The following is an 18,978-nucleotide window of genomic DNA, read 5'->3' on the forward strand; positions in this document are numbered from 1 at the left end:
CCCGCCCAGCCCGCATAACTATTGGGAAAAATTGATTTTTACCCTGTGAAATTATTGCAAGGATTTCTAAAATGGGATTAAAAACCGGCTCTTCATCAACATGTGTGGGTGGCTTCGCCCCCCTTTTTTGTTGACTTTCGCCTAAATTAAACAAAAAATGGGCTATTTTCTAAAATTTAATCGCCAAAAAAAACAGAAGAAAAAGCCCATGTCAAAATTATACAAATCCATCTTCAATGTCAACGGCTGTACTGTCGTCAAGCAGGAGCAAACCGATACCACGGTCACAATCACGGTAAGACTCACCAAGGGCAACGCCAGCAGGTGCGGCTGTTGCGGGCGAAAAGGGAAACTCTACGACAACGGCCGGGAACAGAGGGTGTGGCGGACGCTCGATCTCGGCACGAAAATGGGCTTCATCAAGATGGACACCTACAGGGTGAAGTGCAGGAAGTGCGGCGTAAAAACCGTGAAGGTGCCGTGGGCAAGCCACAGGTCAGGCTTCACCGACGCCTTCGAGCAGCAGGTCGCATGGGCCGTATGCAGCATGTCGAAAAAGGCTGTCGCAAAGCAGCTACGCATCGCCTGGAATACCGTGGGAGAAATCGTCGACCGCGTATGGGAACGCCTGGACACAAGGCCTATCAAGGCAGGCTGCATCTTCAGGCGCATAGGCATCGACGAGACCAGCTACAAGAAAGGGCACAAGTACATAACGGTGGTAGTGGATCACGACAGGCGCTGCGTGATCTGGGTGCACGAGGGCTACGGGAAGGAGGTGCTGGACATCTTCATGAGGGAACTCAGCGAAGAGCAGCGCAAGGGCGTGGAGCTTGTGACTTGTGATGGCGCCAAGTGGATAAGGTCAAGCATCGAGGAGTTCCTGCCCAATGCCGAGCGGTGCGTGGACAGCTTCCATGTCGTACAGTGGGCGACGGATGCCCTGGACAAGGTCCGTGTGGAAGCCTGGAGGGAGGCCCGCAAGGAAAACCGCAATCCGAAACGGGGCCGAGGCAGGCCCACGAAGGACAGCGTCCCGAAGGACCGCACCGCGGAGGGGATAAAGAACTCCAGGTACGCTCTGGGCAAGGCTCCAGAGAACCTTAGCGAAAGCCAGCAGAGAAAAATAGAGCTCATAGCCAGCCGCTATCCGCGGCTCTACAGGGCATACCAGCTGAAGGAGGAGCTGCGCATCATCCTGAAGATGGGCTATGCCGATGCCAGGGAAAATCTGGACAGGTGGCTGTGGCGTGCAAGCCACTCACGCATCGGCTCAGTAAAGGATCTGTACGCAAAGATCAAGCGTAACTACGACGGAATCCTCAACACAATCAGGCTGGGCGTGTCAAACGCAAGGATCGAGGCGACGAACAACAAGATAAAGCTACTGATACGGACTGCCTATGGCTTCAGGAATATGAACAACATGCTGTCGCTGATAATGTTGAGCTGTGCCTATGTAGATGTAAAGATAGCCTACGAATGGGAATCGGAATCGAGAGAATCATCTAGCAAGGCAGCCTAAATGCTACCACACATATTGATGATGCCTCTAAAAACCTTGCAATTTTTCCCATGTACAGACCGCCAAAATCCTCCGCCCAGACAAGCCTTTTCTGTTCCCTTGAGGAGCAGTTGAACCACAAGCATCCCCTTTACGTTCTTGCGAACAAGATTGACTGGAACAAGTTCGAGACCGAGTTTTCGAAACTGTTTGACGACAAAATGGGTGCGCCGAACAAGCCGATCCGTCTCATGACCGGGCTCATCATCCTGAAGCACATCCGCAACGTATCGGACGAGTCCGTCGTGGAGCAGTTCCAGGAAAACGCCTATTACCAGTACTTTTGCGGAGAACGGTTCTTCTCGACGGAGCAACCCTGCGACCCGAGCGAACTTGTCCACTTCCGGCATAAGATCGGCGAGGAAGGCTTGGACATGATTCTCAAGGAAAGTATCCTCGTCAACGATGACCACGATAAACAAGGACCGACAGGATGCGGCACGGTCTTTCTTGACACGACCGTGCAGGAAAAGAACATCACGTTCCCTACAGACGCCAAACTTGCGAACAAGATAATAGATCAGGTGCAGAAAATTGTGGAAGAACGCGGCCTTCCGCAGAGACAGTCCTACAAGAGAACCTTGAAGAAGATTCATCGTGACCAGCGTTTCCGCAATCACCCGAAGAACGCCAAAAAGGCTCACAAGGCGGATCGCAGGCTGAAGACAATCGCGGGACGGCTCGTCCGTGAATTAGAGCGAAATCTCGCCAGCAAGAACTTGTTGAACACGCACAAAGAAAAAATCGAGCTTTTCAAAAAAGTTCTGGCACAGAAGAAATGCGACAAGAACAAAATCTATTCGCTACACGAACCCGAAGTAAAATGCATCGGCAAGGGCAAGGAACACAAGAAATACGAGTTCGGCAACAAGGTGTCAATCGCCCGGAGCTACAGCGGCATCATTGTCGGCGCGGTCTCGTTCCGGGACGAGTATGACGGACATACGATAGACGATACGCTTGACCATGTTGAACAAATGCTTGGATTCAGGCCGAGCCAGGCCGCATGCGACCGAGGCTACCGCGGACAAAAGGAATCCGGAACGACAAAGATCGTGATACCGGACGTTCCGAAGAAAAACGCGACTTACTACCAGAAGAAAAAGGCTCACAAGCTTTTTTGCAAGAGGGCTGGCATCGAACCAATCAATGGTCACTTGAAGAGCGACCACCGCATGGGTCGCAACTTCTACAAGGGAATCTTTGGCGACATGCTCAATGCAAAGCTTGCAGCAGCGGCGTTCAACTTCAAGAGGGCCATGAGGCGCTTTTTTGTCCTGTTGGAATGGCTATACTGTTTTTGCCTTCTGTGGAACGGAATGAACAAAAAATGCGAACGTCCTTATCTTGCGTTCGCAAAGTGACCTTTTTAAGGGACGACTATATACATTCTTCCAGTAAATACTTTCAATTATTTTTTTTCAAAATAAGCATTTCTTTTTCACAAGGTGAACTCGGTTTTCAGTTCTCAGTTCCAACCCCCAACTCCTAACTCTTAACCGGTCCCTGCCCTTCGATAAACTCAAGAACCGCCTGTCGAAGGGCAAGCAAATCGAGGTGGAATTTTGTATATAAATTCCTTTATTTTGGCATCGACTTAGAACAAGGCATCAGATATTTCCGCAGCGCATTTCCCTCTTTATCAAATTCTACAACCAAAACTCTCTGGTTATAAATCCTCGGTTGAAAAGCACCACGATACAATAGGCGTCCTTGCAAATCAAATACCCGATACGAAGAGGCTTTGGGTAGAACGGTTTGTTGATGCGTTATCGCGGTTTCCGATTCAGCAACACGAATGGTGCGAACGACGCTGGCATTAGAATCCGCTCCGACAGTCGTAATGGTGTACACAAACTCTCCGAATTCCGTAGGCGTTCCCGAAATGGAAATTCGAGAATCCAGCGAATCTATAAAGACATTCACGCCCATGGGAAATCCCGTCGCCGTTACCGTTTCTGCATTTTCCCAAACATAACTGAACGGAACAAGGGAATCGCCAAGAATCAAATTCTGATTGGAAGAACCCGCTCCATTTTTAATCAGCTTCGCCACCTTTTTTTCCGACTCGCCCGAAACCTGAAATACCACATAAGAGGAAACGCCCGAAAGTCCATTTTTATCTGTCGCTACAGCGATGGCACTGTAAACTCCCGGAACGAGATCGGAAACGTTGAACGAATACGGTGCGGAATGGGCGCTTCCAACAAGTTCCGTTCCCACGTAAAAATCCACTCGCTGAATCGCCGCGCCGCTAGAACTTGTCACCGTCGCTTTCAATGTTACCGCATTATTCGCAATTTGCGCTTCCACAGATACCGAGGCAGCTTTGGGCGAAATTTCAAAAGCCTGATTGTATTCCGGCATTTTCCCCCACTTTCCGCCAACGCCTGCATAAACCGGAAGTTCCGAAGGAATCGCCGAAACCGTCCGCTTGGCATACGAATACGAAGGTGTGAACACGCTATTCTGCGGCGGATTGCTGGAGCATACCCCATTGACATAATAGCAGCCTTTGCTGTTTTTTACCTGATTGCCCGTGAAATTCATATAGCCGTAACTTCCGACATCGACAATGTGAAAATTCATCTGATCCAGATAGCTGTTCTCGTAAAGTATTTGCGAATAGCTGCCGGAATTATCGCCGCTGACCGCTGCTCCCGTCCAATAATTATAAGAAGTGTAATTGTTGAATATATGCACGTGGGAATTTCCGCCGACTTTGGGAACCCTGCCATAAGTTCCATGCCAATAGACATTCGCATAAGTGAGTTCTGCATCTTGAACCAATGCCATGTAGGGATCGTATCCCCAGCAGTTGAATTCGCTCGTGCCGTCGTAATCCAGATAGCTCACCGTCGCACCTTTCACATTCCCAATGTCAAAGCCATCGCTTATCCATTTATAAGAAATATGATCCGCCCAGAATTTTTGTACGAAATTTTCATCGGAACCGTCCACACTTAAACCGTCTCCCGCTTCGACCAAATGCGGATTCACATCGTAAAACGCCAGATTCCGATAGATATTATTGTGGCCGTTTTCATACGACCTCGGATTGATGGCCGCCCCGCGCAAGTTGGCTCCGCGTCCCATGCCGATAAGACTTTTGTCCGCGCTCGTGGTAATCCAGTTGTTCCAGGATTGCAAATTTTCCGATTCGCTGACCGGCGTCACGTCTTCGCTGAGCCCGCTGCAAGAATTTTCCGTAAAGGAAATGCGGTAAAAGGTATTGCCTGAATTTTTATCATTTGCCCCGCATTGGCCCTTGCACCATGTCCATTTTCTGTTTTTGGCATCCGTCACGGCATTTTTAAAAATCCGAAAATCATAGGTTCCTTCGGGAATAAGAATCGTTTTTGGGCCATTGGATTGCAAAGCCTTGCGAACACTTGCCGAGTCCGTCGCCAGCACGACTTCTCCCCCAGAGCCGCCTGTCGTCGCAGCTCCAAAGCCTTCCGCTTTCACATAAAAAGTATAGAGCAGAACGGCAAGGGAATCCGATTCGCTTCCCGTCCAAATCCACTTTGCTTTCGTATCTTCGGCAAATCCCGAAAGATCGCCGCCGCTCGGCATTTTCTGGTTGGAATAGTCGAGAATGGTCGCACCGCCCCATTGCGAAAGATCGCGTCCCTTCGCTTTCCACGCGTTGTTTCCTACCGCTGGTTTTGAAACCCACCCCGCACCGGAATAATACGATTTTTCCAATTCGTCGATTTGCACGAGAACGCCGGGAGCGCCCGATCGATTGACGCCTACGACGCTCACCGCATTTTCTCCAGGCAGAAAAGTGTACGGGACAAAACTCACCCGCCCCGCCTGAACATCTTCTTTTAAAAGTTCGCCGTTTACATACAAACGATAACCGCCATCGGCAACAATCCAAATTCCGGGTCCCTTGCCCGCATTGTAAGTTTCCGAAATCAGCAAAGAGCCGACGTTGTCCCCGCCGCCGTAATTGGGCGATTCAGGGAGAGTGGCCACTTCCGTAAGAGAAATCGCCGCAAAACAGGGAACGCAGAGAAGTGCAAGCCAAAGCAAAGAGCGCATATTTTTTCCTTTTCGATAGGCATAAAATTAAATGCGTCTCTTCTTTTATCCCGAACTTTCACCAAAAAACGTTGTCCCAAGACAACCGCAAATTACATCGTTCGAATAGCGATATCTATAATGACCGCAGCCAAAGACAATGCGGCAAGCACCATTTCGCAGAACGAAAAAAGGCGCATCCTTTTGGAGAATACGAAAATTTTTTCACCATTCGGCAGGCGTTTTTTGCGATACGTCCAATTCAATCCCGCAATCAACGCCAAGCAAGAAATCAAAAAGGCAATGCAAAGAAGATAGAGATAATTCACATTGTCCAAGTACAAAAAGTTCACGCCGGCGATGACAAAAACAAGAATGCAGCCGACCATGGAAAGAGCGCCGCTGGAAACTTTCACAGGAATCGGTGCACGCAAAGCGGCCAGACGTTCGTCAAAAAAACGTTGCAAATCCGCATCCGAATATTCCTTTCCATGCGACGCCAGAATTTTCCGCGAAAGCAGCACGTTTTCCGGATTCCACTCGTCCGGTTTTTGCAAAACTTCCAGCAGGTCTTCGTCCGAAAAAGATTCAAACATGGCAAGGCTCGCTTCGTCCGCATCCGTAACGGCAGCTTTGACGGCGGCTTCCAAAATACGACGCGCGGATTCAATATCTTTTGCCCGAACCCGTACAATCACCGAAGACGCCCCGCGATTCTGAAAATCGAGTCCCAGCGGGTCGCCGCCCATATTCGCATCGTTTATAACATTCGACTCCAAAGCATTCTCTTGCAGCAGGGCGGCCAACGCCCGCGCTTCTTCTGCCGTGGCAAAAGTTTCCAGAGTCATCCATTCCATCTGTTCCGACGATTCAGACATTTCCCATTTCCTTGCGAATGCGTTCCCAACCTTCTTCTGGAATTTGCGCGCCGACAACCTGCACGACTTCATTGGAAACCATGCTGCCCAAAATTCCTGCGCGCTCCATGGACCAACCGGAGAGAAGTCCATACAAAAAGCCCGAAGCCCACAAATCGCCAGCGCCTGTCGTATCGATAGCCTTTGCCGAGCCGGCTTCTACACGGGTGATTTTTCCATTTTGAGAAATCAGCGCGCCGCGTTTGCCGAGCTTTACTACCGCGATGGAAGCAAACTGCGCCATCTTTGCCAAAGCAGCCTCCTCGCATTCCCCCGTATAGGCTTTCGCTTCTTCTTCGTTGGCTATCACAATGTCGATTTCTTTGCCCGCAAAGAGTTTGTTAAAAAATGAACGGCAATCGTTCACCACGCCGAAGCTTCCAAAATCCAGAGCAGTCATGACCCCGCGACGACGAGCTTCCGACACCATTTTGGCAAAGCACTCTTCACCGTATGCGCGATAGCCTTCCAGATAAAGAATCCCAACACCGTCAAAAAGTTCTGGCGAAATATCCGCCGCAGAAACTTCATCCGAAGCGCCCAAAAAAGTGAACATCGTCCTTTCCGCATCGGGAGTCACCGCCGAAAGAACCGTCCCTGTCGCCGTCGAAGATAAAAGCAGATGATTTTCCACTCCGGAATTTTCCAAATGCTTCGCAAAAAGAACGCCCAATTCGTCACGTCCCGTTTTGGAAAAGAAAGAGGACTTGCCGCCGAGCTTCGCGAAGCCGACCATCGTGTTGCAGGCCGATCCGCCCGGAACCCTCTGCGGATTTTGCACGCCATCCAAAAGTTTCAAAAGCTGAGGATATTTTACCAGATTCATGCTGCCTTTGGGAACATTCGCCTTTTGAATCCGTTCCTCTTCCACGTGGACCAGCAAATCGACCAGCGCAGCACCAAAACCTAAAACCTTTTTCATTGAAATCCCTTTTATTTAAAACCCACGAAAACCGCCGTGGCGACGACGCTCGCTTTCCCGAATCAAAAACGACTTTTCACTTTCCGAAAGCGAATTGACTCCGGATTCACTCACTTTTTTGAGAATCATGTCCAGCTGCTTTTGATTGTCCAGAAAACGTACTTCCCCTTCGAGCGGATCTTCAGGTGTTCCCTTGGGCTTTCCACGAAGCTTTTCTTGAAATTCCCCGCGGAGCTTCGCCCAAATATCGTGTTCAAAAAAATACATGCACAGGAATCCCGAAAGGACGCCGCCCAAATGCGTAAAATGCGCAATGGTATCGTTGGAACCCGCCATAAAAACGTCCAACGCGATGAATATCCAGATAGCGTGCTTGATGCGCATCGGAATGACAAAGAACATCAGAATCATCCGATCGGGGAAAAGCCGAGCATAAGCGACAAAAATTCCCATCAACGCGCCCGAAGCCCCGATGATAAAGGTCATCGGCGACATCGCACCGAACAAATAGAACGGAATGCTGAAAAGCCCGGCAAAGACCGCGCAGAAAATATAAAGAATCCAAAAACGGCGAAATCCAATCGCCATAGCGACATCATCCCCGAACATCCAGAGCGAGAACATATTGAAAGCAAAATGCCAGAAATTCACATGGATGAACGCGTATGTCAAATAACGCCACGCCTGCTCATAAGCGACTGGCACTAAAGCCCCGTAGCCGACCAGATACGAATACAGGGAATCCAAATGCAAAGTTCGCGAGAAAAAGCAAATGGCAAAAACAACGGCATTCGCCATGAAAAGGATGCGAATCGGCTGGGACAGATAACGGAAGGGTTTCAATCCAAACATCAGAGTTTCTCCGTTTCGTGAAGGATGTCGTGTAAAATTGTGGAAGGAACCATCGAAGAAATGTCGCCGCCGAATTTCAGGACTTCCCGAACGGCGGAACTGGACACGTCGGCAAATTCCGGTTCTATCTGCAAAAAGACGGTTTCTATTTCGGAAGCGAGCCGGCGATTGTTCCACGCCAAGTTGCGTTCCGCATCAAATTCCGCCGAAGAACGAATGCCGCGAACCAAATACTTTGCCGCATTTTTTTGGGCAAAATCCACCGTCAGTCCCGAATAAGATTCTACGGAAATATTCCGCAAACCGGCTACCGCCTTTTGAATGAAGCGCATCCGAACTTCTACAGGAAATAAGGATTTTTTGTTCACATTTTGGGCGACAACGATAAAAATCCGATCAAAAAGAGAACTCGCCCTTTTTGCAATCGACAAATGGGCCAATGTAAATGGATCGAAAGAACCAGCAAAAACAGCAATGCGTTCCATAACGCCAAATTTACAAAGTTGCCGAAAAGAAAGCGAGCGAGCTTTCTCCATAGCGGCGGATTCTGCCTGCCTGCGTCCATTCCGGAGCCTTTCGAGACGGAATTTCAAAAACGGCAACACCACGAGGAGAAAGAAGTTTTAAAAATGGCTGCAAATCGGGATAGGCTTCGGTAAACGGAGGATCCGCATAAATCAAATCAAAACGCTCTTCCCTAGTGATTGCCCGTGAAAAAAAGTCCTGCACTTCGGCTACGCACAAATGAAGTTTCTCTTCCACGCCAAGCGACTTGTAAGAGTTCAAAAGGGATTGAGCCTGCGCTCTATTTTTTTCGACCGCAGTGACTTGCTCCGCACCACGGCTAAGAGCTTCAATCCCGACAGCACCGGATCCCGCAAAAAGATCCAGAACGTTGAACTCCGAAACATCTTGCAGGATATTGAAAAGGGCTTCGCGCGCCATGGCGCCCGTGGGTCGGGTCTTTGAAGTCAAAGGCGAAGAAATCTGGCGTCCGCGAAATTCCCCGCCGGTGATACGAATGGACATCAGTTCGAAGAATAAACGACAAGGGTCATGGACGTCGATACGCCTTTTTTCCCCGAAGCCGACATTTTGATTCGTTCTATGCCCACGCGAGCGGGGCTTTGGCTCAAAGCTTGCAAGAACTTCAGCACCACCACAAAATCGGCTTTGGTAGTTACGTTGTATGTATAACTTTTATACACGCCAAAGTCTTCAACCTTCGCGTGTTTCAGCCCCGCCAAGCGCAATTTTCCGTTCGCATCCAATTTTTTGAGCAAATCGATTTCCTTTGCTACTTCGTCATCTTTGACAAACGGCACCGAAGACGCTTTTGTCATATCCGGCTTGGCATTGAGAACGCCGTATGCAGTAACCGCCGTTGCAGGCGCATTTTCCGGCAATTCCGGCGTTTTAAATTCGGAACTTCCCATTTTCAAGCGTTCCAAATAGTTCCGCTGGATGAGCGGCGTTTCTGCCACACCACGGACGGAATAAAAATTCGGAGCCATATAGGAAAGTTCCGCAAAACTCACCCCTTCCGGAGTAATCGCGTTGATAAATTCAAACACCTGTGCAGCCAATGTCTTTTGGTACACAATTTTAACCATCGGGAACATGGCCGCATAGCCGGAACGTTTTTCGTTCTGGAACATTCCCGGCTGCACGGATTGGACGACTCGCTCCGGGGAATTCGCCTGGGCAAGACGCACCGCTGCGGCTTCCTCTTCGGCCTTGCGACGTTCCAAACCTCCACCCGCAGTCGTCATCTGGCTGACCCGGCGTACATTCATTTCGGGACCAGAACGGCTGGGATCTTCAATCCCCAATGCCCCCAAAAGCGGAGTCGGCAAAGCTCCTTCCAAAAACGCAGGGATTCCGACCACTTTCAAGCAGCCAAAAAATCCGACAATCACCACCAGAAGAGCCGCGACGGCAATCAGAGGTTTCGGAAAATTCCGTTGCGCAGAATCCGACGTCTCTTTTGTCACCGGCGTGACTGGAATCGAAACCGACTGCGACGCCGCTTCAATCAAATTCAATTCAATCATGATTTACGCTCCTCAATGCGACACCGATTGCGCCAATGCAAGAAAGGACGTGGTTAGCGCTTTCTTCGTCTGTGGGAAGGCGAATATTTTCAAAAGAATCCATCAACTTCAGCGATTTGCCTTCGAGTTCTTTCAAAAGATTCTGCACAAAAAGTTCATCGGTCGCCAGTTCGCCGCAAAGCAAAAAGCGGTTCACAGACATTCCGTAAATCTCTTCGGAGCTCCGCATCTGTTTCGCCACATTTTGTGAAAGAATCGCATAAGCGTCTTCCCGGCTCTTCCCGGCCAGGTCAAATGTCGGGCAATGGCTCACGCAGCGCAAGTCGTCGCGAGAAATCCACAGCAGCATGACACCGTTCGTATCGGCTTTGATCACGCACTGGAGCTTTCCGTCCAAACCGCCAGCGGTTTCCAAAAGATTCATGATCGAAAGGATGTCCACTTCCAGAACTTTCGGAGCTATCTGCTGATTTCGGAAACCCTTGCGAATGGAATTGACCCAGATTTTGCGCATGGCAATCATCAAAACCGTGCGCCCGAGTTCGGCGGAACCGCCCAGTTCCACAAAATCCAAAACATAATCGTCGGCGGAGACATTGACGAGCGTTCCCAAATACCACTGGAGATATTCCCGAATGTTTTTCGCTTCGGACGGGATGAAGACCTGCCGAACGATAGCCCGAAAAGACGGCACGGTCAAAGAGACCGAACCGACATTCACGTCTTCATTTTCAGCAAACCACGCTTGCAAGGCGGCTTCAAAAGAGGAGACGTCGTCCAGCGGATTCGTTTCCGTATTGAGAATCGCCGTTTTGACAACTTTCTTCTCCTGGGGGTTGTAAAGCGCCACCTTGAGAAGGACATCGCCGGCTTCAATTCCTAGATGTAACTTCGTATCGTCCATAATACCAACAACTTACGTTTTATTTTTCATAAAACTAGTCAAAAACGATAAAGCCGAGGAGGGCCTCCGCTTTTTTCTTGCCGATTCCCGACACTTTTTTCAGGTCTTTGGCTCCAGAAAACGCCCCATGCGCGTTCCGATATTCGATAATTTTTTCGGCGAGCTTGGGTCCGACCCCTTTGATGGCGCAAAGTTCCTCGGCGGAAGCCTTGTTGATGGAAATCGGAAAATGGACCACGGGCTTTTTTGCCCGCTTGCCTTTCGGCTTTTTATCGCGCGCCGCCCCCTTTTCGGAGTCCGACGACGCGAAAGTCTTCATTTCCTGTTCCCCGATTCCATTCGAATCGTTTTCCGCATATTCAAAAGATTCTATATGCGGAACCGGATCCCACGGGGAATACCGAACAAGGGCGCCCAGCCCCAAAAGAAAAATCGCTAATATAAAGACCTTCTTTTCAGCCCCGTTCATCTGCAGCCTTCAAGAGACCGAGGAAAAGGGGTGCGGGTTTCAAAAGCGAACTTTTGAGTTCCGGATGAAACTGGCAAGCCATAAAGAAGGGATGGTCCGCAAGTTCCAGAATCTGCATGATATTCTCATTTTTCGCCTTGCCGGAGAAAATGATGCCTCCTTTTTCCAAGCGTTCCACATATTCGGGATTCACTTCGTAGCGGTGGCGGAAACGTTCCCGGATTTCCGTTGCTCCATAAACCCGTTCCGCAAGGGAGCCTTTGCTGATAAGCACATCGTGGCCGCCAAGACGCATCGAGGCACCCATCTCCCGAATTTTATCTTGTCCGGGCAAATAAGCGATAACGGGGTCTTTGACATGGGAATCCGCTTCCGTTTCCATAGTCCCCGCTTCGGCCAGTCCACAGGCGTGGCGCGCAAATTCCACAACGGCAAGCTGCATACCGTAGCAAATGCCTAGGAATGGAATCTTGTGTTCTCGCACGTATTGGATAAGCACGATTTTTCCTTCGATCCCACGGGTTCCAAAGCCGCCAGGAACGATGACCGCATCGATCCCCTGCATATCCTTTTCCACTTCTTCGGGATGCTTTTCCAATTTTTCCGTATCAATCCAGCGAATTTCCACGTGGACATCCAGATGCGCCGAAACATGATTCAGGGATTCGACAATGCTCGCATAGGAATCTTCCAAGCGGGTGTATTTTCCGCCGATGGCGACGGTCAAAACCTTGCGCGGGCTGACATCGTTCCGATTCATCGTATCGACAAGGCGACTCCAACGGTCAAGTTTGGGCGGCGCATAAATGCGCAATTTTTTCAACAGGATTTCGGGAACGCCTTCCTTGTCGTAAACCAGCGGGCATTCGTAAACGTGTTTCACATCCACGCCCGAAATCACATGGGACGCAGGCAAATTGCAGAACAGCCCGATTTTTTCCTTGATGTGCGGTTTCAAAAATTCTTCGCAACGCGCGATGATGATGTCCGGATAGATTCCGCGTTCATTCAATTCGCGAACGGACATCTGCGTCGGTTTGGACTTTTGCTCCTTGACTCCAGACGGAATCGGAACGTACGTCAAATGGACGAACATGCAATTTTCGGAACCCACGTCGTGCGAAAGCTGCCGAGCGGCTTCGATGAAAAATTGATTTTCCAAATCGCCCACTGTTCCGCCGATTTCAATCAGCAAAACGTCGGCGTTTTCGCTGTTCGCCACCTCGTAAAAATGTTCCTTGATAACATTGGTCACGTGCGGAATAAATTGTACCGTATGCCCCAAAAAATCGCCGCGGCGTTCCTTTTCCAAAATCAGCTTGAACACCTTGCCCATCGTCAGGCTCCAATCCGAACGGGCGACCACATTCAAAAAACGCTCGTAATGCCCGAAATCCATATCGACTTCGCCGCCGTCGTCAAGCACATAGACTTCGCCGTGCTCCGTCGGATTCATCGTCCCGGGATCCGTATTCAAATAGCCGTCGCATTTCACCGGAATCACTTTGAGCCGGTTGGAAAGAAGCGCGCCGATACTCGCCGCCGCAACGCCTTTGCCCAAGCCGGAAATGACACCGCCGGTCACGACGATAAATTTGGTTTTGCCGTTATATTCATGTTCCTTTTTCATGGTTTCCCCATTTTCAAAAAGAGGGTTTCGACCTTTTGCACATCGGACGGTAAATCGACCGACGCAGAAAGGGATGTAGTACTCACAACTTTGATCGGACGCTTTCCCAAAATGCGAAGCTGCTCCAAAGAACGTTCCTTTTCGGAAGCCGACTGCGGCAACGCAGCAAACTCTTCTCTCGCCTTTGCGGAATACGCATAAATTCCCACATGGCGCATCCATCGGCGATTTCCCGGCGGAATCTCTCGGACAAAATCCGTCGCGTAATTTTGCGCATCCACTTCCACCTTGACAATGGAAAGGGTTTCCCGGTCCGCATCGGCCAGAGGCGCCGCGACCGTTACCCAGGATTCCGGTTCTTCCGCAAGGGCATTTGCCACATCCCGAAGAGTCTGGAGGTTCGCCAAGGGTTCATCGCCCTGCAAATTCACCACCAGATCCAATCCCAGCTTGCGCGCGGCTTCCGCCACACGGTCGGAACCCGTTTTTGCCGGCGCGGTCATCACCGCCGAAAATCCAGCCTCTTCCACCGCTTTTAAAATGCGAATGTCGTCCGTAGCGCAGACGACATTTCTAAAACACCCGGCGGCGATAGCTCTATCTAATGTGCGAAGAATCATTGGCCGCCCGCAAATCGGGACAAGGGGCTTTCCCGGAAACCGGGAAGACGAATACCGTGCGGGAACGACGCAGGAGACTTCAGGCTTCATAAAATTCTCGCGAATCAGCCGATGACTTTCGGAATGACAAAATGGCCGTTTTCCTCTTCCGGCGCATTGGCAAACGCCTGTTCATGCGAGAGGGAAGGCAGCGGCACGTCTTCACGCAGAACGGTCGGCGCATCTTCCACTCCGGTCATCGGTTCTACATCCGAAAGGTCCAAGGCCTTCAAATCTTCCATATAATGCAAAAGCTTGTCCAGCGGTTTTGCAAAAGATTCGATTTCCGCATCGGAAATTTTCAACCGGGACAACTTGGCGATTTTCAAAACTTCTTCTTTGCTTAACATGATGACCTTTCTCTGTTTATCGACGGTTCTGTTTTTCCAGAATACGCCATTTTTTTCAAAGATATAAAACTTGGCTTCGCTGTCTAGTCCAAAATTTTCAATCCCGCATATTTTAAAATCAATTTTCTGACAATTCCGTCGGAAAAGCGTACTTCGACACGCGTATTCTCGCCTGAACCCGACACATTTGTCACAATGCCATTGCCGAATTTCAAATGCCCTACTTTCACGCCGCGATGCAACGGATTGTCGCAGTTTTCGTCGTAAACCAGACGCGGACCCTTTTCCACCTTTTCGACGACGGGAGGATTGCTGTAAACGATTCGCTGCGTCCTGTGCATTCCGGATGCGCGTTCTGGAGTTCGAGCGGCAAAAGTCCTTTTCCTTGACAATCCCGATTCCTGTCCATAACTTGAATAGGAACGGGACGATTTTCCGGCATAGCCTCCGAAGCCAGCATTCCAAGGAGCTCCGGTAAAAGAAAGTTCCTCGTCGTCGCTGCTTTTTCCTTCTACGGAAACCGTGACCGGATCGATTTCTTCCAAAAATCGCGAAGGCGGAAACGGACGAAGGGTTCCCTGCCAAAACCGCCGACCGGCGTGATACAGATACAACTGGTGTCTCGCCCGGGTGCAGCCCACATAAAAGAGTCGGCGCTCTTCTTCCGTCTGTTTTTTGCGTTCGTCGGGAGTTTCCAAAGCGCTCGATTCCCGGATCAACGGGAAGACGCCTTCATCGCAACCCGCGATATGGACGGTGTCAAATTCCAGCCCCTTCGCCATGTGGATGGTCATCAGGGTCACGCGGGTATCTTTCGATTCGACTTTTTTATCGGCATCGGTCAGCAGGGAAATTTCCTGTAAAAATTCGTCCAGTCCCTTGTCCGGATTGTCTTCTTCAAATTCGCGGAAAGCGTTCACCATTTCGTCCAGGTTCTGGGCGCGTTCTTCGGCTGTCGATTCGTCTTCCTTTTTGAGGAACTCTTTATAGAACGTGTCTTGGACGATGTGTTCTGCAATAATCGGAAGCGCTTCCTTGTTCCGGAGCATCGCCAGCCAGAGTTCCGCAAGATTCCTGAAATTTTCAAATCCTTTGGCAGAGCGCCCGCCTTTGGCGATTTCCAACGGCATGGCTTCCCACAGAGAACAGGAATTTGCCGTTGCCGACAAGCGCAAAGCATCCAGCGAGCCGTTGCCAATCCCGCGCGGCGGCGTGTTGATAATCCGCAATAGCGCCGCATCGTCCTTCGGGTTTGAAAGCAGGCGCATATACGCCAAAACATCCCGCACTTCCTTTCTATCCCAGAAACGGGTGCCGCCAAAAATCACGCAGGGAATCCGCAAATTGTTCAACGCTTTTTCGATGGCGCGGGATTGCGCATTCGTCCGGTAAAAAATCGCAGTCTGCGCATAACATTCTTTGCCCGCCGAAGCGATGCGCTTGGCTATCTGTTCCGCTTCAAAGGTATCCGCTAAAATATGTACAACATGAATCGGATCGCCGGGCGGCTCCTTGGAATAGACGTTTTTTGTCATTTCCAGCGGACGTTCATTGTGGGCAATAACCGCACCAGCTCCACGAACGATATTGGCCGAAGAACGGTAATTCCGCTCTAGCTTGAAAAAAGTCACGCCGTCAAAATCCTGCGAGAAATGGCGAATGATTTCGATGTTCGCCCCTCGCCAGCCATAAATGCTCTGGTCATCGTCGCCGACGACAGTCACGTTCTGCTGCGCCCGGTTGATCAAGAGTTTCAGCAATTCGTATTGGACATCGTTCGTGTCCTGGTATTCATCGACGACGACATATTGAAAACGGCCCGCAAATTGTGCGGCGACCTGCGGAAGTTTTTGTAAAAGATCCACCGCGTTCAAAAGCAAGTCGTCAAAATCCATCGCATTCGCATCATCGAGCTTTGCCTGATAGTCCCGATAGATGCCCGCCATTTGAACCTGATCCGGAAAGGCGGCTTTTTCCAAAGCGACCGCCGGAGTCTGCAACACGATTTTCGAACTGCCGTCGGGAAGCAATTCCTTGTGCACGCCGTTTTTGTATCGAGAAATCGCCGATCTGGCCTGCTTCAATTTTTGAGCGTCCATTTCTTCGCCAAAAATCGGCTTCAAAATTTCCTTTAGGATTTTTTTCTGGTCGTCGTCATCGTAAATCGAAAAATTCCGATTGATTTTCCAGCCCAAAGCCTGCACAATCCGTTCATTCGCAAGGCACAGCCGCAAAATGCGGACACAGATGGAATGAAACGTCCCCATCCATTCCAGCGAGACGTCGCTTTCCAAAATCTGCTGAATGCGCCCCTTCATTTCTCGCGCCGCTTTATTTGTGAAAGTCACCGCAAGAATCCGCCGGGGATCCACGCCCTTGGAAGAAATCAGATGCGCGATTTTATAGGTAATCGTCCGGGTTTTTCCCGAACCCGCTCCGGCAAGAATCAACGCCGGGCCTTCGGTTTTTATCGCAGCAGCGACCTGTTCTTCGTTCAATTCTTTCTGAAGGCAAGCAAAATCAACAATTTTTGGCATTAGTCATCCGGATTCGAGGAGCCGAGAACTTGCTCCAAAGTGGTAAGGCCTTCCAAAGCCTTTTGCATTCCATCCATGCGCAGGGTAATCATGTTGCATTCCCTCATGGCAATCTGCTTGATTTCATCGCCAGAGGCGCGCTTCACGACCGCATTCCGCACCGCTTCGTTGGGTACCAGAAATTCGTAAATGCCGCAACGCCCCTTGTAGCCCGAACCGTCGCAATGTTCGCAACCCCTGCCGTGATAGAACTGCATACTGGGATCCAGGTGCAGCTCTTCTCGAAGTTCCGGAGAAATATCGACAGGCTCCTTGCAGTGCTTGCAGATACGGCGCACCAGTCGCTGCGCCAGAATTCCTTTCATAACCGTCGCGACAAGGAAGGGTTCCAGCCCCATTTCCAAAAGACGCGGGAAAGAACCCGAAGAGTCGTTCGTATGGAGAGTGCTGAACACCAAGTGCCCCGTCAGAGCAGCTTCGATGGCCATGGAAGACGTTTCCTTGTCACGCATTTCGCCGATCATAATCACATCGGGGTCTTGACGGAGAAGTGCACGGATGCCCGCCGCAAAAGTAAATCCCGCAGCCACGTTGATCTGTCCCTGGTTCACCCCATCGATATTCAATTCCACAGGGTCTTCCATCGTCGAGATATTGATTGTCGGATCGAGAATTTCCCGGATAGACGCGTAAAGAGTCGTCGATTTACCGGAGCCCGTCGGACCCGTCACCAGCACAATGCCGTTCGGCGAATTGATCGCGTCTTTGAACTGCTTGAACATGATGGGCGCAAATCCCATGTCCTTCAGCGGGAACTGGCCCGAATTCGGGTCCAAAATACGCATGACGATTTTTTCGCAGACGCCGCGCTTGCGGAGGGAAACGGGAAAGGAGCTGACACGCAAGTCCACTTCGCTGCCGCGATATCGAACCGTGAAACGGCCATCCAAAGGTTTGCGCTTTTCCGCGATGTCCATCTTGGCGAGCAATTTGATTCTCGAAAGAATCTGCGGCATCAGGCGGGCGGGAATCGGCGCTTGAACTTGAAGGTCGCCATCGATGCGATAACGGAGCTTTAAGAAAGTTTCCTGCGGTTCCAAATGAATATCGGATGCATGGCTGGCAATCGCTTCCTGAATCAGCGAGGTCACGATTTTGACAACCTGCTGGCCTTCTTCATCGGTCAGGGCAGCGTCCTGCTGGGCTTCCGCTTCCCGGTCCACCGTTTCCAGTTCTTCGGAACCTTCCGCTTTCGCCTTATTCAACAAGGATTCCAACGAATCGCCGGATGCTGTGGTCGCATAGACCCGATCGATAGCCGCCATGACGTCTTTTTCATTCGCCATCACGACGTCCACATCCATCTGGGACTTGAACTTCACAATATCGACAACCCGGACATTCGTCGGATCCATCATCGCAATCGTCAGCGTCTTGTCGGTCACAAAAAGCGGGACGATTTTATAAGTACGGCAGACATCTTCGGAAATCAGGTTGTGGACTTCCGAATCGATATTGAAATTCGTCAGTTTGACATAGGGGACTTCAAATTGGGCGGAAAGGATTTCCACCAGCCGTTCTTCGGGCATGAATCCCAAAGACACCAGCGTCCGTCCAAGCCGCTGACCCGTTTTTTTCTGTTCTTCCAGTGCCTTGTTCAGCTGGGCTTCCGTGATGAAGCCGTGCTTCAAGAGCATTTCGCCGATACGCATCCGGGTCGTATTGCGCAGCTGCACGCCCAGAATATTCGTCAAGACTTCTTCGCTGACCATCCCCAGGCGCACAAGGATTTTCGGAAGCGGAATTTTTGTCCGCTCGTTTTCGCTCAACGCGTGTTTCAGCTGATCTTCGTCAATGACTCCCTGACGCAGCAGGAGTTCGCCAATTTTTTTTCCAGATCCCATAAACCACCCGATTTCAACGTTGTCCTTACGATTCGACATCCATTCCCTTTTTGAAAACGCGAAACATTCCTCGCCGGGAACGGCCCAAACGGGATACCGTCTTTTTCAAAAAGTCTTTTCAGCGAATTTTGCAGGAAAATATACAATTTGGCAGGCGAGAAAGAGACCGCCCAATCCACTTTTTCTC

16 protein-coding genes are annotated in these 18,978 nt (G+C 50.3%); 2 read left to right on the forward strand and 14 right to left on the reverse strand.

Translation table 11 applies throughout. The features are described 5' to 3' along the window. Positions 1-157: 157 nt before the first annotated feature. Both BGX14_RS02565 and BGX14_RS02570 read left to right on the forward strand, forming a co-directional pair. Entirely contained in the window at positions 158-1,525 is a 1,368-nt protein-coding gene (locus tag BGX14_RS02565; protein ID WP_095878915.1) for an ISL3 family transposase, read from the forward strand. A 50-nt stretch (positions 1,526-1,575) separates the two neighbouring features. Beyond that, positions 1,576-2,928, forward strand: coding sequence for an IS5 family transposase (locus BGX14_RS02570; protein WP_198951135.1), 1,353 nt, complete (start codon positions 1,576-1,578; stop codon positions 2,926-2,928). 217 nt (positions 2,929-3,145) lie between these two features. Here the strand turns inward: BGX14_RS02570 and BGX14_RS02575 are convergent, their stop codons facing one another. From BGX14_RS02575 to BGX14_RS02640, 14 genes are all read right to left on the reverse strand, one after another. Then, entirely contained in the window at positions 3,146-5,614 is a 2,469-nt protein-coding gene (locus BGX14_RS02575) for an Ig-like domain-containing protein (RefSeq protein WP_095878977.1), read from the reverse strand. A gap of 92 nt (positions 5,615-5,706) precedes the next feature. Then, positions 5,707-6,471, reverse strand: a complete 765-nt coding sequence (locus tag BGX14_RS02580) for a hypothetical protein (RefSeq protein ID WP_095878978.1) — start codon at positions 6,469-6,471, stop codon at positions 5,707-5,709. Beyond that, positions 6,464-7,432, reverse strand: coding sequence for an adenosine kinase (locus BGX14_RS02585; RefSeq protein WP_073302189.1), 969 nt, complete (start codon positions 7,430-7,432; stop codon positions 6,464-6,466). Before BGX14_RS02585 ends, BGX14_RS02580 begins: the two co-directional genes overlap by 8 nt. 15 nt (positions 7,433-7,447) lie before the next feature. Further along, on the reverse strand, positions 7,448-8,284 hold the full coding sequence (locus tag BGX14_RS02590; RefSeq protein ID WP_233126374.1) for a rhomboid family intramembrane serine protease: 837 nt from the start codon (positions 8,282-8,284) through the stop codon (positions 7,448-7,450). Further along, positions 8,284-8,769 (reverse strand): pantetheine-phosphate adenylyltransferase, encoded by a 486-nt coding sequence (coaD, locus tag BGX14_RS02595; RefSeq protein ID WP_233126375.1) that lies wholly within the window; start codon positions 8,767-8,769, stop codon positions 8,284-8,286. Before coaD ends, BGX14_RS02590 begins: the two co-directional genes overlap by 1 nt. Before the next feature lie 10 nt (positions 8,770-8,779). Beyond that, positions 8,780-9,313, reverse strand: a complete 534-nt coding sequence (gene rsmD, locus BGX14_RS02600) for a 16S rRNA (guanine(966)-N(2))-methyltransferase RsmD (RefSeq protein WP_073302193.1) — start codon at positions 9,311-9,313, stop codon at positions 8,780-8,782. Then, positions 9,313-10,338 carry a hypothetical protein gene (locus BGX14_RS02605; protein ID WP_073302195.1) on the reverse strand — a complete coding sequence of 342 codons (1,026 nt, stop codon included), beginning with the start codon at positions 10,336-10,338 and terminating at the stop codon, positions 9,313-9,315. Before BGX14_RS02605 ends, rsmD begins: the two co-directional genes overlap by 1 nt. Beyond that, complete coding sequence (locus BGX14_RS02610; protein ID WP_073302197.1) at positions 10,331-11,242, reverse strand: hypothetical protein; 912 nt, start codon at positions 11,240-11,242, stop codon at positions 10,331-10,333. Before BGX14_RS02610 ends, BGX14_RS02605 begins: the two co-directional genes overlap by 8 nt. A gap of 34 nt (positions 11,243-11,276) precedes the next feature. Further along, the gene (locus BGX14_RS02615; RefSeq protein WP_095878980.1) at positions 11,277-11,711 is read right to left on the reverse strand and encodes a helix-hairpin-helix domain-containing protein; all 435 of its coding nucleotides are present in this window, start codon (positions 11,709-11,711) and stop codon (positions 11,277-11,279) included. Further along, positions 11,698-13,341 carry a glutamine hydrolyzing CTP synthase gene (gene pyrG, locus BGX14_RS02620; protein WP_095878981.1) on the reverse strand — a complete coding sequence of 548 codons (1,644 nt, stop codon included), beginning with the start codon at positions 13,339-13,341 and terminating at the stop codon, positions 11,698-11,700. Before pyrG ends, BGX14_RS02615 begins: the two co-directional genes overlap by 14 nt. Beyond that, the gene (locus tag BGX14_RS02625; protein ID WP_095878982.1) at positions 13,338-14,051 is read right to left on the reverse strand and encodes a 3-deoxy-manno-octulosonate cytidylyltransferase; all 714 of its coding nucleotides are present in this window, start codon (positions 14,049-14,051) and stop codon (positions 13,338-13,340) included. The genes pyrG and BGX14_RS02625 overlap by 4 nt, the downstream gene beginning before the upstream one ends. Before the next feature lie 14 nt (positions 14,052-14,065). After that, complete coding sequence (gene gatC, locus BGX14_RS02630) at positions 14,066-14,350, reverse strand: Asp-tRNA(Asn)/Glu-tRNA(Gln) amidotransferase subunit GatC (protein ID WP_095878983.1); 285 nt, start codon at positions 14,348-14,350, stop codon at positions 14,066-14,068. A gap of 83 nt (positions 14,351-14,433) precedes the next feature. Further along, complete coding sequence (locus BGX14_RS02635; RefSeq protein WP_095878984.1) at positions 14,434-16,887, reverse strand: ATP-dependent helicase; 2,454 nt, start codon at positions 16,885-16,887, stop codon at positions 14,434-14,436. Further along, positions 16,887-18,830 (reverse strand): GspE/PulE family protein, encoded by a 1,944-nt coding sequence (locus BGX14_RS02640; RefSeq protein WP_233126376.1) that lies wholly within the window; start codon positions 18,828-18,830, stop codon positions 16,887-16,889. Before BGX14_RS02640 ends, BGX14_RS02635 begins: the two co-directional genes overlap by 1 nt. Between the last annotated feature and the right edge of the window lie 148 nt (positions 18,831-18,978).

The sequence above is a fragment of the Fibrobacter sp. UWS1 genome, from assembly GCF_002300445.1.
Lineage (GTDB): Bacteria > Fibrobacterota > Fibrobacteria > Fibrobacterales > Fibrobacteraceae > Hallerella > Hallerella intestinalis.